The organism is Bradyrhizobium sp. 186, assembly GCF_023101685.1.
Classification (GTDB): Bacteria; Pseudomonadota; Alphaproteobacteria; order Rhizobiales; family Xanthobacteraceae; genus Bradyrhizobium.
On sequence record NZ_CP082164.1, the window covers coordinates 6437386 to 6452203 of the forward strand.

Below are 14818 nucleotides of genomic sequence, written 5' to 3' on the forward strand. Positions count from 1 at the left end.
GCCGCGGGGCTCACGTTCTGAACAGAACCTCGCGTTCGAGAAGGTCGACGATCGCGTCGATCCCCTCGCCGCGGCGGCAGTTGGTGAGCAGCACTGGGCGATCGCCGCGGACGCTCAATGCCTCCCGGCGCATTCGCTCCAGGTCGACGCCGACATGAGGCGCCAGATCGACTTTGTTGATTACAAGGAGGTCGGCCCGGATGACCCCTGGGCCACGCTTACGCGGGATGTCGTCCCCCCCGGCGACATCAATGACGAACATCCAGAAGTCCGTCAGGTCGCGCGAAAAGGTCGAGGCGAGATTGTCGCCGCCGCTTTCGAGCAGAATGAGTTCGACGCCGGGGAAGCGTCGTTCGAGTTCGTCTGCGGCTTCGATATTCAGTGTCGGATCTTCGCGAATGACGGTGTGCGGACAGGCGCCCGCCTCGACCGCCGACACGCGCGCCGGATTGATCAACCCGGAACGCCTGATCCGCTCCGCGTCTTCGGCCGTGACGAGGTCGTTGGTAATGACGGCGATATCGATGCCGCGCTCAAGGAGCGCCGGGATCAGGCGCTCGACCAGCGCCGTCTTGCCCGATCCGACCGGTCCGCCGATCCCGACCCGCGCCGCCGCAATGCGTGGTTCGTCCGAAGCGCCCTTGATTGCGATCCGGCTCATCGGAGCATGTACCGCCTGGCCAGCGGCACCTTCGTCGCGGGCGGACACATCAAAAGCTTGCCATCGGCGCGGACCTCGAACGTCTGGGGATCGACATCCACATGGGGCATGGCGGCATTCCGGACCATGTCGGTCTTCCGCAGCTTCCGCACATTCTTGATCTGGACGGGGGCGCGAGTGAGGCCGAGCTTGCGGCTGACGTCGGCCGCCATGGCGAGCTTTGACATGAAGTTGACACCCAGCCGTTGCGAGGCCGCGCCGAGCGCGCCCCACATCCGCTTCTGAATCATCGGCTCCGACAGACCGAGGCTGCCGTTACCGTCCCCCATGGCGGCCCAGACGACAAAGCCGTTCTTGATGACCATGTAGGGCTTTATGCCAAAGGAAGCGCGCGGCCACAGGACAAGATCGGCCATCTTGCCGGGCTCGATCGAGCCAACCATGTGGTCGATGCCGACCGCGATCGCCGGATTGATGGTGAGCTTGGCAATGTAACGCTTGATGCGCTCATTGTCCGCACGCGCCGTCTTCTCCTCAGGCAGGCGGCCGATGCGATCCTTCATCACGCTGGCAAGCTGCCAGCATTTGGCGACATTCTCGGCGAGACGTCCCATGCCCTGCGTGTCGGTGCCGAATATCGAGATCGCGCCCATGTCGTGAAGAAAATCTTCCGCCGCCATTGACTGGGCACGTACCCGCGCCTCGCCGAACATCACGTCCTCGGGCGCGTTGTAGTTCAGCTGATGGCAGATCATTGTCATCGGCACGCCTTCCTCCATACCGTAGGAAGTATAGGGATTGGTCGGATTCGTGGACGACGGAATGACGTTGTCCCACGACACCACCTTGAGCAAATCCGGGGCATGGCCGCCGCCGGCGCCCTCCACGTGATACATGTGGATGGTGCGGCCTTCGACGGCCGCCATCGTATCTTCGCAGAAGCCGTACTCGTTGATCGAGTCGGTGTGAAGGTGAACAGCGAAATCATTGCGGTCCGCCGCAATGAGGCTCTGGTCAATCACTGCCGGAGCAGCACCAAAATCCTCGTGAATCTTCACGGACATGCCGCCCGCGGCGACCGCTTCCTCGACGGCCTCTGCATTGGACCCGGCACGTCCGAACAGCGCAAAATTGAGGGGTGAAAACTCGATTGCCTGGAGAAAGCGCGCAAAGGTCGAAGCGGCACCGCTGCCGACGTCGAAAACCGGACCCGACCCGTTCCCGACCAGTGTGGTGGTGCCGCCGGAGAGGGCATGGTCGGATTGCTCGGGCGAGATCAGATGGGCGTGCGACTCGATGGCACCAGCGGTGACGATGAAGGGACCACCCGCAATCGGCGCCGTGGTGTGACCTACGACCATATCGGGATGCACATCCGGCATCACGTCGGGATTGCCGGCCTTGCCGATGCCGACGATGCGCCCGTCACGGATGCCGATGTCGGCCTTCACAATGCCGGCGACCGCGTCGACAATTGTGGCATTCTTGATGACCACATCGAGAATCTTATGCGATGCCGTCCGGTAGGCGTTGACGCCCTCGCCATCGCGCAGGTTCTTTCCCGCACCGACCAGCAGCTCATGTCCGTAGGTGGTGTAATCGTGCTCGATCTCGGCAAGCAGACTGGTGTCGGCGAGTCGCACGACATCGCCCTTGGTCGGCCCGTAGAGTTCGCCATAGGCGCGGCGGGAGAGTATGGCCATGTTCAAGCTCCCTGATAGCCGCGCGCGCGGGCCTGCTTGAGCGCATCGTCCCGCGCAGATGGCGCATCCAGCGGACCGTTAACGAGCCCGGCCTGCCCGTGCACGACACGGTCACCCGAAATCGGAACAAGTCGCACGGATTTGGTGACGCCCGGCTCGAAGCGGACGCCGGCACCCGCGGGTCGGTCGACCTTCATGCCCCAGGCCGCGGCACGATCGAAGCGCAAGGCACGATTGACTTCGAAGAAGTGGGTGTGACTGCGTACCTGGATATCGCGATCGCCGGTGTTTATGACATCGATGCTGATAGCAGGCAGTTCGGCGAAGCTTTCAATGTCGCCGCCGCCCGCGATGATCTCGCCGGGTATGATGTCGTCAGTGGCAGGCATGTCGCTGGCGGCGATCGGCTCGAACACCGCCATCACCTTGGTGCCTTCAGCGAACATGCACTCGATGTAGAGCATCGGAATCATCGGCCCGACACCGGGCTCGACATCGTCGGCCGTCAACAACCGGCCCGCCATGTCGCGGATTTCGGCATAGGGCATATTGCGGCGCGCCGCCGTCATCACCTCGTCGGTGATGTAGGCGACCGCCTCCGGGTGACTCAAACGGATCCCCAGCGACCGGTTTCGGCGCGCCAGTTGCGCGGCATTGAAGATCACGAGGCGATCCATCTCGGTCGGCGACAGGTTCATCATGACGAAGTTACCTCTCTCATGTCGTAAACATGCGGACATGTCGAAGCGGCCCGCGCGAGACCGCGATGTCAATGAACGGCGTGAAACTCGCAGGCAGTGCATCGGGCGGTGGCGCCTCCGCGAGCAGCTCCGCCAGCAAGACGCGCGCGGTGGCTTGGCTGCGTTGCGCCTCGATATGGCCGACGATCCCGAGCCGCACAGCAGCGCTCACAAGGCCGGTCACGAGCGTCCAGCCCGAAACCAGTTCCGCTGCGTCGAGGCTGAATTCCGCATCCCGGCTCACAACGGCCTGCGCGACCGGCAGATGGCCCAGCCTCGCATCCGACGAGACCAGGCCGCGATAAGCGACCGACAGCGCTCCATCGAGCTTGACCCATACCCCAAGGAGGGCCCTGCCCGCGCGGCGCGAACCGTCCCGCATTTCGGCCGAAGGTGTTCCCGCCTCGGCAAGGCGGTCGACGCCAGCGATAGCCTCGCAATCCTCCGCGTGAAAAGCCTGACGCAGCAGGATGCGGTCCATGCTTGCCCAACGCCGCGTGAGTTGGTCAGCGATGATCCGATCCAGTTCGCCGCGATCGGCAAGCATGCCGTCGGCGGCGAGACCTTCGAGCCCCCAGGAGAACGCGAAGCCGCCCGCCGGATAGGCGCTGTCGCCGAGTTGCAGCAATGCCAGCGCCTGCGATCTGTCAAACAGCATCGCTTTCAACCACCTCGCCCGCCTCGAGCAGCGGCTTGATCCGCGCCCGGTATGAGTCGAGCGGCCCGTCGAGCAGTACGACAAGGTGATTGCCCTCGAAGCGAACCCGCCAATGCAAATTGCCGGCGTTCCAGCCGAGCTTGAGCGCCGCCGCTTGGTCGAAAGGCTTCAACCGCCAGCATTCCTGCTCGCCGAAGCGGGCAATGATGGCGCGATCGTGCTCCAGAAAGAGCAAGGCCCCATCGACCAGTTCCTCGTCGCGGTCCAGGCTGACCGCGCAGTCGGTTCCGCGATCGGTCGTCAGGCGAAACCGCTTGCGGCCGACGTCGGACGGCGGCACGAACAGCAGTTCAATTCCACCGTGATGCTCGATGTGATGGAGACGACCCGTATAGGCCGCGTCGTCCGATCTCCCAATGATGCCGTGAAGCCTTAGTGACACGATGCTCTCCCGCAATTGACCTGGCGCCCCGCTTACCGGACCATCGCCGACACCTCCTTCGAGGTCACCAGCGTGACCTCGCCATCCAGGATGGGCTTGGCGATCCCGAAGAAGGTCGCGACGACCGCCGAACCGTTGTGGCGATCCATCGCGGCCATGTCGGCAAAGCGTTCGTAGGTCGTGAACACGCAGGGATCGTCCTCGCTCTGCGAGATGAAGAACCCAATCGTTTCCGGCTCGTTGGCTGCGACATGGGCCGCGACGGCGACGAGTCCGTCGCGCATCGTGACCTCATGGCCGGACTTCGCCCTGATGACGGCGGTGATCGTGATCATCAGAATTTCTTCCAATCGCCGTCGGCTTCGAAGGCGCTGGCCGCCTGATAGATGGTCGCCTCGTTGTAGTCCTTCGCGATCAGCATCAGGCCGACCGGCAGACCGTCCGAGAGGCCGCAGGGTATGCTCATCGCCGGATGGCCGGTGACATCGAACGGACTGGTCGTGGCCGTCATCTCGAAAGCGCGCTGGACGATCTCGGAGAGCGGCGCGTCCTTGGCCGGGATCGGCGTGGCGACACAGGGCAAAGTCGGCATCAGCAGCAGATCATAGGAGCCGAACACCGCGTCATAGGCGGCCTTGGCGGCGATCGCGATGTTGCGCGATTTGGCGTAATAGCGGCCGCGATAGTGGCTGACGCCCCACTGCCCGACCAGCATGGTGAGCTTGAGCGTCTCCGACAGGTCGTCGGCACGGGTACGCCAGCTGGAATGGGCGTCGAGCAGGCCGACGTCATAGAGCCCCTTCCAGTTGAAGCCCATGCCGTTGCCGATCATCATCTGGACCAGGAAACCCTCCAGTGTGATCGGGTTCCAGGCGGCGAGCGCATGCAAGTGCTCCGGTATCGAGACCTCCGACACGCTGGCGCCGAGCTTTGCGAACCGTTCCGCACCGGCCTTCACCTTCGCGACGACGCCCTCCTGCATGTTCGCCGTGGCGAAGCCTTCCTTGAGGACCCCGATTTTCAGCTTCTTCACGCCCGCGCTGAGGGTCTCGGTGTATTTCGAAACCTTCGGCGCATATTGGCGCGGATCGAGCCCGTCGGCTCCCGCCAGCACCTCCAGCAGCAACGCGTTGTCGGCGACGTTCGCCGTCATCGGACCGGTGTGGTCGATGGTCGATTCGATCGGCATCACGCCCGTATAGGGCACGAGCCCGTGCGTCGCCTTCATGCCGTAGATGCCGCAATAGGACGCCGGGATGCGGATCGAGCCGCCCTGATCGCCGCCGATCGACATGTCGACCTCGCCGGCCGCAACCAGCGCAGCGCTCCCCGAGGACGAACCGCCGGCCGAATAGCCCATCTTGAGCGGGTTATGAACCGGTGCGGGATGCGACGTGTGGCTGCCGCCCGACAGACAGAAATGCTCGCACACGGCCTTGCCGACGATGGTGCCTCCGGCGTCGAGAATGCGGGTCACGATGGTGGCGTCGGCGGCGGGGATGAAGCCTTCGAGCGTCGTCGAGCCGTTCATCATGGGGACACCGGCCAGGGCGACGTTGTCTTTCAGCACGACGGTGCGGCCCGCGAGCTTGCCGCCCGGCGCGCCCTTGACCTCTGTCTTGATCGCCCAAGCGCCGTATTTGTTGTCCTTCGGCATCGGCTTTGAACCGGGCATACGCGGATATTTGACCGGCGGCAGCGGGTTCGGCAGTTCGTCGATGACATCATAGGCGTCGAACATCCCGCCCATCAGCGACAGATATTCTCCGGCCTCCTCGACCGTCATGTTCATGTGCAGGCTCGCAGCGAGCTCCGCGACGTCTTCGGCAGTCGGGCGTTTGATAGACATGAGTCATCCTTTCTTGTGAGGACAAGCTGGCAGCAACAAAATCAACGATCGCAACGGCCGGCGCAGCCGCGCCGGAATTCGAACCTAGGTTGGGTGCATGGCGGCGTCCCGTGCCAGGAGGCTTTCGCGGTGGAGCTCTTCCGTGATGCGTCCCTTCTGGATATTGAGGACGCGGTCGGACAGCGACGTGATGAATTCGAGATTTTGCTCGACGACGATCAGCGACATGCTCCAGCGCCTCTTCAGCGCGAGCAGGGTCTCGATGATCTCCTCGATGATGGAAGGCTGGATACCCTCGGTCGGCTCATCCAGCAGGATCAGCCGCGGCTTTGTACAAAGGCAGCGCGCCAGTGCCAGCAATTGCTGCTCGCCGCCCGACAGAGCGCCGCCGCGCCGGTCGAGCAGCCGCACCAGGCGCGGAAATTCCTGCAGCACGGCGTCGATGATCGTGCGGTCCTCCTTCGGCGCTGCCGCGAGGCCCATCCGCAGGTTCTCGTGCACACTCAGGTCGGGAAAGATCTCCCTGCCCTGCGGCACAAGCCCGATTCCGAGCCGGGACCGCTCATGCGGCTTGAGATGGGTGATCGTCTTGCCGGCGAAGACGACGGTGCCGCCGGTCGTCGGCAGATGCCCCATCAACGCGCGCAGGGTCGTGGTCTTGCCCATCCCGTTGTGGCCGAGAATGCCAAGATACTCGCCGTCCTGCACCGTCATGTCGACGCCGAACAGGATCGGAATGCGGCCGTAGCCGGAGCGCAGGTCCTTGACCTCGAGAAGCGCAGTCATGCCGCTACCTTCTTGCCGAGATAGACGTCGCGGACACGCTGGTCGGCCAGAACCTTGTCCACGGTGTCTTCGACCAGCACCCGCCCCTGATGAAACACAGTCACCTTCTTGGCGATCTGCTTGATGAATTCCATATCATGTTCGACGACGATGATCGCCCGGCTTCGGTTGATCTCGCGGATGATCGCGGCGGTGTGGAAGGTCTCCTCATCGGTCATGCCGGCAGCCGGTTCATCGAGCAGGATCAATTCCGGTTCCGCCGCCAGCACCATGCCGATCTCGACCCACTGGCGCTGGCCATGCGACAGCGTCGCGACGATGCGGTCGGCATGATCGGTCAGCCGGGTCATCTCGAGCACGGCATCGACCGCAGGCCCCTGAGCACGCGGCGTCGCCTTGCGGCGGACGGCGAGCCAGATGTTCTCGCGGACTGAGAGACCGTTGAAGACATTGGGCACCTGGGTCTTGATCCCGATCCCCATGCGGGCAATCTCGTGCGACAGCTTGCCGGCGATCGGCTGCCCGCGAAACGCAATCGCGCCCGAGGTCGGCACGAGTTGTCCGGTCAGCGTCTTGAAGAAGGTGCTCTTGCCGGCGCCGTTCGGTCCGATCAGGCAGCGCAGTTCCATCTCTTCCAGCGTGAACGTGATGTCGTCATTGGCGACCACCCCGCCAAAGCGCATCGTGAGGTGCTCGGCCTTGAGCAGAGGGACAAGGTCCGCCATGGTCATTCCGCTCCGGCCAAATGCGACGCCGCCGCCGATGGCGGCGCCTGCTCATCTGCAAGCTGTCCGTTCGGTTTCGGAGCGGGCACGAGCCGCATCAGGAGATCGCGCGCCGTCGGCACCAGGCCCGTGGGCAGCAACAGCACAAACACGACCAGCACGGTACCGAGGACAAGGTTCGAATTGAAGGCCTGCTGCGAACCGATATAGGCGACGATGTATTCGATCAGAACGCAGCCGACGATGGGTCCGAGCAAGGTGCCAAGACCGCCCACCGTGATCCAGATAATGATCTCGGCCGACAGCGATAGGCTGAAGATGGTCGGCCCGACAAACGCGCCCCAGTTGACGTAGAGCGCGCCGGCGAGCCCCGCGATCGCACCGCTGAGGATGAAGGTAAGCAGCTTAACCTTACGCGGGTCATAGCCAAGCAACGAGGCACGGACCTCGTTCTCGCGCACGGCCACGACGATGCGCCCGGCCGGGAGCCACAGAACCAGACGCAGCAGCAGGAAGACCCCGAGCAATGCCCCGCCCGTCGTCCACCAGGATTGCTCAGGCGACAGAACCTGGTCCGGATAGAACGGCACGTTGAAAGTCGGCACCGCCGGCATGCCGTTGAAGCCGCCGAGCAACGCCTTGCCGATTCTGTACTCGTCGCCGGAGGTCGAGTTGACGCAATTAAACAGGATCAGGGTGACGGTCAGCGTGATCACGCCGAGATAGACGTCGGAGATGCGGCCGAAGAAGATGAAATAGCCGAGAATCGCAGCGAACAATGACGGAATGACGATGGCAAGCAGGATCGACGGCGTCGAATCCTGGAAGTTGACCGCGGCGATCGCGTAGGCATAGCCGCCGAGGCCAAAAAAGGCCGTCTGGCCGAACGATAAAATGCCGCCATAGCCCCAGATGAAGGCCAAACTGAGCGCAAGCACCGCCATCGCGGCGAACAACGTCAACTGCATCATCGCGAACAGTTCGACCACGCTCGGAATCAGAACGATCGCAACAATCGCGAGAACGACGGCAACCGCCTGGGCCGCGAGGCGAAAGCGGATGGGCATTACAGATTCCCCTTGAAGAAGCGGCCGGAGATGCCTTGCGGCAGCAGACGGATCAGGACAATCGCCGCCGTGAACACCAGGACTTCGCCATAGACCGGCGTCGTGAAATAGGCGCCGATCTGATTGACGGCGCCGAACAGGCTCGCCGCCGACATCGTGCCCGACAGAATGGCGGCGCCGCCGCCGACAACGGTCATGAAGGCCTTCGCGACGTAGGCACCTCCCATGCCTGGCGTGATGCCGGAAACCGGGGCCAGCAAGCCTCCGGCGAGACCCGTGACCGCCGCTCCTACCGCGAACGTGCTCATATAGACCCGCGCGGGATTGACACCCAGCGTGGCCGCCATCGCGGGGTTTTGCATCGTGGCGCGGGCGATCAAGCCAAAGCGGGTGTAGCTCATGACGCCATAGACCAGGGCCATCATCACGATCGCCATGCCGGCCAGGAACAGCGTGTAGTAGCTCGACTGATACGACCCGATCGAGAAGCCGCCGAGCGGCGTCGGCACGCCCTGTTGGGTGTTGCCGTAGATCGTCGTGATGATGCCGATGATCAGGAGGCTCAGCCCCCAGGTCGCCAACATCGAGTCGACGAGACGCCCGTAGAGAAAGCGGATAAGACACCGCTCAATGACGAGCCCGACGAGGCCGACAAAGAGCGGCGCGACGATCAGCATCGCGATCCAGATATTGACGCCGGCATTGGCCGATATGACGGTCGCGTAAGCGCCGAGCATGATGAACTCGCCATGGGCGAGATTGATGATCTTCATCATGCCGAAGATGATCGCCAGTCCAAGGCACAACAGGAACAGCGACGATATTCCGTTCAGGACGTCGAGCGCGACGATTAAGTAGATCGCCATTCTTCAGATTCTTTCAGGCCATCGATGCAGTGGGCCCCGCCCGTAGGCGGGGCCCGGTCCACGTCAGAGACTGATAATGTACTGCTTGGTGTCCGTCGGGTTCTTGACGAGGTCGCACACGCTCGCGGTGTCGGCCGGCTTGACGTCGGAGTAGCTCTCCAGCACCGACCATTTGCGGTCCTTCACTTCCGCGAGGAAGGCGTTGCGGGTGGTGTGATGCGTCGCCTTGTCGAGCGAGACCTTGCCGCTCGGCCCGTCGAACGCGACGGAATCTTCCAGCGCCTCGATCACTTTCATACGGTCGATGCTGGCGGCCTTCTTGACGCCGGCAGCCCAGAGCATGACGCCTTCATAGGTGCAGGCGGCGAGCTCGCTAATGTAGGGCGTGTCGGAATGCGCCTTCTTGATCTTCTCGACGAAGGTCTTGGAGGCCGGCGTAGTGAGCTCCTCGAAGTACCCGTAGGCGCCGAGAATGGAGTCGCTTTCGGCGGCATCGAGCGTGCTTGGCTCGTTGACGAGCCCGAAGGTGGTCGAGGCGATCGGGATCTTGCCCTTCATGCCGGCCGAGGTCCATTGTCGATAGAAGGCGGTGTGGTTGCCGCCGACCAGCGCCGACAGGATGATGTCGGGCTTCGCCGCCTGGATCTTCGAAATGGTCGTGCCGAAGTTGGTGACATCGAGCGGGAAGAAGTCGGTCGACAGCACCTCGCCACCGTTATCCTTGACGTATTTCGTCATCCACTTCGCGGTGATCTGACCGTAATTGTAGTCGGCGGCGATGATGTAAGCCTTCTTGCCGGCCTTCTTCATCGCGCTCGGCACCAGTTTCTCGACGGTCTGCGCGGGCGTCGTGCCGGTGCAGAACGTGTTGCGATCGCAGACGCCGCCTTCGTAGAGCACGTTGTAGAAGTACAGCACCTTGAAACGGTCGAAGGTCGGGCGCACCGCCTCGCGCGAGGCAGACGTGATGCCGCCGTGAACGACGTCGACCTTGTCTTTCACCGCGAGCTGCTGGGCGAACTGCGAATACATCTGGATGTTCGACTGGGTATCGTAATGGATGACCTTCAGCGGCCGGCCGAGAAGTCCACCGCCTGCGTTGATCTCATCCACGGCGAGCTGCAGAGCGTAGACCATCGGCGTGCCGGACGCCGCGATAGGACCCGATTGGTCATGCAGGCTGCCGACGACGATCGGGTTTTCGGCAGCAAGCGCGCCGGAGCGGAAGACCGCAGGCGCCGCCATCAACGTCGTCGTTGCAATGGCCGAGTGCTGTAGGAAGCGACGGCGGGAGAAAGTCATAAGAGTCCCCATTTGTTTTTGATACGGCAAATATTAAAAATACAATAGTTGAAAAAGCAAGCGTTTTATTGCCGCGCCACGATCGAGAAGTCGTAGCCGTCGAGCCGGGCGAGATAGATGGGATGCCTGCTCCCAACCACCGGTCGCGCATTGTCGCCGCGCGCCGTGCGTTGCTGGATCGTCCGCCCGTAGAAGCGGGTCAATTCCAGCGCATCGAGACTGCCAGCTTCCTCGAACAGGGCCGCAAGCGAATAAATGCCTTCGTAGCAAGACTCCCCATAGGCATTGGCCGGCGGCGGATTATCACCAAACGCCGTGTGGTAACGCTCCAGGAATGCCCCATTGTTGCGAGAGCGGATCGAGGCGAAATAGCTCGAAGCCGCATAGAGGTTTTCAGTTTCGTGCGCCTCGAGTCCGTACACGATGGTCTCGTCGATCGCCGTGGAAAATCGCAGAACCCGTGAACTAAGACCCGCCGCGCAGAACGCCCGATTGAAGGCGATGCTGTCCAATCCCAGGAAAAACGGGAGAACGACGTCCGAACGCGTAGCCTTGATCCGGTCCAGGATTTCGCCGAAGTGGTGCAAGCCGACGGGCAGGTATTGCTCTCCCGTCACCGTCCCTCCGAAGCGAGCGATCAACGCGCGGGCAATCCTCAGGGACGAGCGCGGCCATATGTAGTCGTTGCCGCAGAGGAAATAGCGGCGTGCGTGCTTGGACTCCGACAGCCACTGAGTTGCCGGAGCGAGAAGCTCGTCGGCGGTCTCTCCGGTCGTCATGACATCGCGCGCTGAAGAACGTCCTTCAAACTGCGGTGTGTATATGAAGGGGACGCGACCCTGGGCTGCGCTCGCCACGGCGTCCCGCGCAAAACTGGGCAGCATTCCGACAATGCCGTCGACCCCGTCAATATCGATTGCAGCGCGCGCGGCCTGACCTGCGCTCTCGCGCGTTTCACCGGCATTCACAACGCGCAATTCGACCGGGCGACGCAGGATGCCCGACATCCGGTTGATCTCGTCGACGGCCAGGCGTCCGCAGGCTTCGGCCGACGGAGCCCACAGCCCCGCCGCGCCGTTTTGTGGGATCAGCAGACATACCCGAACGCTGCGCAAAAGCGGTCACTCCGTCTTTCGGAGACCACTACTCACGAATCGTGCCAACCTTGATCGGGTCCCGAGGAAGCCAGTTTTGCTGCGGAAGCGATCAATTCTGAGCCGGGCTTGCCCTTCTTTCCGGCGCTGGCCTCTCGGTGCGCCTATTCATTGTGCGGGGGCAAATCGATTTGCTTTCCACCACCGGCATTTTATAGTCGAAAGCAAATGTTGAAATAGCAACTAATTGGCCAGAGGACAAAACGTGGATTTGCCCGACCTGATCCGGGGAGTGAATCATCGGCTTGAGCAGGCGCTGGAAGCGCAGTTGAAGCCAAGGGGCATGTCGCTCCATCACTATCGCCTGCTCGAGACATTGGCCGATCGAAACGGCCAGCCGATGGGTGATCTTGCAAGCCGTCTCCTGATCGACGGTCCGACACTTACAAAGATCGTCAACAGGATGGTCGCATCGGCCGAGGTCTACCGCGGTCCCGATCCACACGACCGACGCAAGGTCCTGATCTTCCTGTCGCGGAGGGGCGCGGCACGCTTCGGCGACATCAGCGAGCTCGGCATCTCTATTCAGCAGGCTATCCTCGGCGGGCTGGGCGCGTCGGAAGCCGCGGCCTTGACGACCCTGCTCTCGAAACTAATGGCCTGCTCCGTCCTCCCGCTATCCTCGCCCGAGTCGCGCACGCGAGATGGTGACGTACGAATGACATAGCGGCCGCTCTCCCGGTCGCGTCGGGCGAGATCCAGCCGCGCTGATCCAGGCTTTGTGGAGTGGGAAAGGCCTGCGATCGCGCGGGTATCGACGGCCCGACGTTGCGAGCGACGACAAGCTGTAAACGGCGATGATTTCTCCGCCCGCCCGAACCGTTAAGTGACTGATTTATATGGTGGGCGCACCAGTGCTCGAACCTGGGACCCGCTGATTAAGCCGAACTTCCCCTCGGGATTTTTGTTAGAGCGTTGAGAGGATTTGAGAAGTTTGGATCGGGCTGATTTTGTAGGCATGTAAATGATGATTTTTGGCTTGCGAATGGCAGGTTTCCGTGATTCGATTCCGGCATGTTCGTCGCCCGCATTCCCAACCGCAACTCACCGCCCGCGATCCTGTTGCGCGAGAGCTATCGCGAGGGCGACAAGATCAAGTCGCGCACGCTGGCCAACCTGTCGCATTGGCCGGATGAGAAGATCGATGCGCTGCGCCGCGTCCTGAAAGGCGAGGAGCTGGTCTCGCCGGCCGAGCAACTGCGGATCGAGCGCTCGCTGCCGCACGGCCACGTGGCCGCGGTGCTCGGCATGGCGCGCCAGCTCGGACTGCATCGCCTTGTCCCGGACAAGCCCAGACGGTTGGCCAGGCTGGCTTTGGCCTTGATCGTGGCACGGGTGATCGAACCGGCCGCCAAGCTGGCCACGGCGCGCCAGCTCAGCGAGGCGACGGCGGCGCATTCGCTGGGCGAACTGCTCGATCTCAGCGCCGTCGACGAGGACGAGCTTTACGAAGCGCTCGACCTGCTCGGCACGGCCCAACCGGGGATCGAGGCGACGCTCGCCAAGCGCCATCTGCATGACGGCTCGCTGGTGCTCTACGATCTCACCTCCAGCTATCTGGAGGGGCGACATTGCGAATTGGCGCGGCATGGTTACAGCCGCGACGGTCGTTCCGACAAGCTGCAGATCGTGTTCGGCTTGCTGTGCGCCGCCGACGGCTGCCCGGTGGCGGTGGAGGTGTTCGAAGGTAACACCGCCGACCCGAGCACGCTGGCCGCGCAAGTCGACAAACTGAAGGCCCGCTTCAAGCTGTCGCGTGTGGTACTGGTCGGCGATCGCGGCATGATCACCAGCGCCCGTATCGAAGCCGATCTGATGCCGGCCGGGCTCGATTGGATCACCGCTCTGCGGGCGCCGGCGATCCGCAAGCTCGCCGAGGACGGCGGCCCGCTGCAATTGTCGCTGTTCGACGATCGCGATATGGCCGAGATCACGTCCCCCGACTTCCCCGGCGAGCGCCTGATCGTGTGCCGCAACCCGGATCTGGCCGACGAGCGTCGGCGCAAGCGCGGCGAGTTGCTGGCGGCGACCGAGAAGGATCTCGCCCGCGTCAAGGCCGCCGTGCAGCGTCAGCGCAACCCCTTGCGCGGCGAGGATGAGATCGGTCTGAAGGTCGGCGCCGTGCTGGGCAAGCGTAAGATGGCCAAGCACTTCCACCTCGCCATCACCGACACTTCGTTCGACTTCAGTCGGATCGAGGATGCCATCGCCAACGAAGCGTCGCTCGACGGCTTCTATGTGCTACGGACCAACGTGCCGGCCGAGAACCTCGACACCGCCGCCACGGTGCGTGCCTACAAGAGCCTGGCCCAGGTCGAACGCGCCTTCCGCACCATCAAGACCGTCGAACTGGAGGTGCGCCCGATCCACCATCGCCTCGCTGGCCGCGTGCGCGCCCACGTCTTCCTCTGCATGCTCGCTTATTACATCGTCTGGCACATGCGCCGCGCGCTGGCCCCGATCCTGTTCGACGATCACGACCGCGAGGCCGCCGACGCCGCGCGCGTCTCGCCCGTCGCCAAGGCCAGAGTCTCGGCCGCGGCCAGAACCAAGGCTAATCGCAAGCACACCCACGATGGCCGGCCCGTGCACAGCTTTCGAACGCTGTTGCAGGATCTCGCCACGCTCACACGCAACATCGTTCGCATCGGTCAGGACGCCCCGGCCGCTATGCTCACAAGTCCAACCCCACTACAACAAGACGTCTTCAATCGGCTCGGCATTCCTATCGCCCCATAATGTAGGCAGACGCGCCGTCACGCCCGCTGGAATTACACGCCAGCTCAAATGCTTACGTCGCTACTCAAGGGGAAGTTCGGATTAAGAGTTCGGAAACAGTCCGATTTGCGCTCCGGAACCGCCGAT

General features: G+C 62.9%; 15 protein-coding genes. 2 read left to right on the forward strand and 13 right to left on the reverse strand.

Annotated features, from left to right (window positions below; all coding sequences use genetic code 11):
- Positions 1-10: 10 nt before the first annotated feature.
- The 13 genes from ureG to IVB18_RS31115 all read right to left on the reverse strand — a co-directional run bounded on the left by ureG (position 11) and on the right by IVB18_RS31115 (position 11914).
- Positions 11-661, reverse strand: coding sequence for an urease accessory protein UreG (gene ureG / locus IVB18_RS31055; protein WP_247991774.1), 651 nt, complete (start codon positions 659-661; stop codon positions 11-13).
- Positions 658-2364 carry an urease subunit alpha gene (gene ureC / locus IVB18_RS31060; RefSeq protein WP_247984160.1) on the reverse strand — a complete coding sequence of 569 codons (1707 nt, stop codon included), beginning with the start codon at positions 2362-2364 and terminating at the stop codon, positions 658-660. Before ureC ends, ureG begins: the two co-directional genes overlap by 4 nt.
- 2 nt (positions 2365-2366) lie before the next feature.
- Positions 2367-3104 carry an urease subunit beta gene (ureB, locus tag IVB18_RS31065; RefSeq protein ID WP_346732562.1) on the reverse strand — a complete coding sequence of 246 codons (738 nt, stop codon included), beginning with the start codon at positions 3102-3104 and terminating at the stop codon, positions 2367-2369.
- On the reverse strand, positions 3082-3762 hold the full coding sequence (locus tag IVB18_RS31070; RefSeq protein WP_247984162.1) for an urease accessory UreF family protein: 681 nt from the start codon (positions 3760-3762) through the stop codon (positions 3082-3084). The genes ureB and IVB18_RS31070 overlap by 23 nt, the downstream gene beginning before the upstream one ends.
- Positions 3752-4219 (reverse strand): urease accessory protein UreE, encoded by a 468-nt coding sequence (gene ureE, locus IVB18_RS31075; RefSeq protein ID WP_247984163.1) that lies wholly within the window; start codon positions 4217-4219, stop codon positions 3752-3754. Before ureE ends, IVB18_RS31070 begins: the two co-directional genes overlap by 11 nt.
- A 17-nt stretch (positions 4220-4236) precedes the next feature.
- A complete protein-coding gene (locus IVB18_RS31080) occupies positions 4237-4539 on the reverse strand; it encodes an antibiotic biosynthesis monooxygenase (protein WP_247984164.1) in 303 nt (100 codons plus the stop codon).
- Positions 4539-6053, reverse strand: coding sequence for an amidase (locus tag IVB18_RS31085; protein WP_247984165.1), 1515 nt, complete (start codon positions 6051-6053; stop codon positions 4539-4541). Before IVB18_RS31085 ends, IVB18_RS31080 begins: the two co-directional genes overlap by 1 nt.
- An 84-nt stretch (positions 6054-6137) precedes the next feature.
- Positions 6138-6839 carry an ABC transporter ATP-binding protein gene (locus IVB18_RS31090; RefSeq protein WP_247984166.1) on the reverse strand — a complete coding sequence of 234 codons (702 nt, stop codon included), beginning with the start codon at positions 6837-6839 and terminating at the stop codon, positions 6138-6140.
- A complete protein-coding gene (locus IVB18_RS31095) occupies positions 6836-7564 on the reverse strand; it encodes an ATP-binding cassette domain-containing protein (protein WP_247984167.1) in 729 nt (242 codons plus the stop codon). Before IVB18_RS31095 ends, IVB18_RS31090 begins: the two co-directional genes overlap by 4 nt.
- Before the next feature lie 2 nt (positions 7565-7566).
- Positions 7567-8631 (reverse strand): branched-chain amino acid ABC transporter permease, encoded by a 1065-nt coding sequence (locus tag IVB18_RS31100; protein ID WP_247984168.1) that lies wholly within the window; start codon positions 8629-8631, stop codon positions 7567-7569.
- Positions 8631-9497, reverse strand: a complete 867-nt coding sequence (locus IVB18_RS31105) for a branched-chain amino acid ABC transporter permease (protein WP_247984169.1) — start codon at positions 9495-9497, stop codon at positions 8631-8633. Before IVB18_RS31105 ends, IVB18_RS31100 begins: the two co-directional genes overlap by 1 nt.
- A 63-nt stretch (positions 9498-9560) precedes the next feature.
- Complete coding sequence (locus IVB18_RS31110; protein ID WP_247984170.1) at positions 9561-10799, reverse strand: ABC transporter substrate-binding protein; 1239 nt, start codon at positions 10797-10799, stop codon at positions 9561-9563.
- A 65-nt stretch (positions 10800-10864) separates the two neighbouring features.
- Positions 10865-11914, reverse strand: coding sequence for a substrate-binding domain-containing protein (locus IVB18_RS31115; RefSeq protein ID WP_247984171.1), 1050 nt, complete (start codon positions 11912-11914; stop codon positions 10865-10867).
- A gap of 244 nt (positions 11915-12158) precedes the next feature.
- Here IVB18_RS31115 and IVB18_RS31120 point away from each other — a divergent pair, with 244 nt between their 5' ends.
- The gene (locus IVB18_RS31120) at positions 12159-12620 is read left to right on the forward strand and encodes a MarR family winged helix-turn-helix transcriptional regulator (RefSeq protein ID WP_247984172.1); all 462 of its coding nucleotides are present in this window, start codon (positions 12159-12161) and stop codon (positions 12618-12620) included.
- A gap of 347 nt (positions 12621-12967) precedes the next feature.
- Positions 12968-14692, forward strand: a complete 1725-nt coding sequence (locus tag IVB18_RS31125) for an IS1634 family transposase (RefSeq protein WP_247983724.1) — start codon at positions 12968-12970, stop codon at positions 14690-14692.
- Positions 14693-14818: the final 126 nt, after the last annotated feature.

Coding starts and splice junctions, on each gene's coding strand:
- ureG (WP_247991774.1), bottom strand. CDS start 661: ATGAGCCGGATCGCAATCAAGGGCGCTTCGGACGAACCACGCATTGCG.
- ureC (WP_247984160.1), bottom strand. CDS start 2,364: ATGGCCATACTCTCCCGCCGCGCCTATGGCGAACTCTACGGGCCGACC.
- ureB (WP_346732562.1), bottom strand. CDS start 3,104: ATGTCCGCATGTTTACGACATGAGAGAGGTAACTTCGTCATGATGAAC.
- IVB18_RS31070 (WP_247984162.1), bottom strand. CDS start 3,762: ATGCTGTTTGACAGATCGCAGGCGCTGGCATTGCTGCAACTCGGCGAC.
- IVB18_RS31080 (WP_247984164.1), bottom strand. CDS start 4,539: ATGATCACGATCACCGCCGTCATCAGGGCGAAGTCCGGCCATGAGGTC.
- IVB18_RS31085 (WP_247984165.1), bottom strand. CDS start 6,053: ATGTCTATCAAACGCCCGACTGCCGAAGACGTCGCGGAGCTCGCTGCG.
- IVB18_RS31090 (WP_247984166.1), bottom strand. CDS start 6,839: ATGACTGCGCTTCTCGAGGTCAAGGACCTGCGCTCCGGCTACGGCCGC.
- IVB18_RS31095 (WP_247984167.1), bottom strand. CDS start 7,564: ATGGCGGACCTTGTCCCTCTGCTCAAGGCCGAGCACCTCACGATGCGC.
- IVB18_RS31100 (WP_247984168.1), bottom strand. CDS start 8,631: ATGCCCATCCGCTTTCGCCTCGCGGCCCAGGCGGTTGCCGTCGTTCTC.
- IVB18_RS31105 (WP_247984169.1), bottom strand. CDS start 9,497: ATGGCGATCTACTTAATCGTCGCGCTCGACGTCCTGAACGGAATATCG.
- IVB18_RS31110 (WP_247984170.1), bottom strand. CDS start 10,799: ATGACTTTCTCCCGCCGTCGCTTCCTACAGCACTCGGCCATTGCAACG.
- IVB18_RS31125 (WP_247983724.1), top strand. CDS start 12,968: ATGTTCGTCGCCCGCATTCCCAACCGCAACTCACCGCCCGCGATCCTG.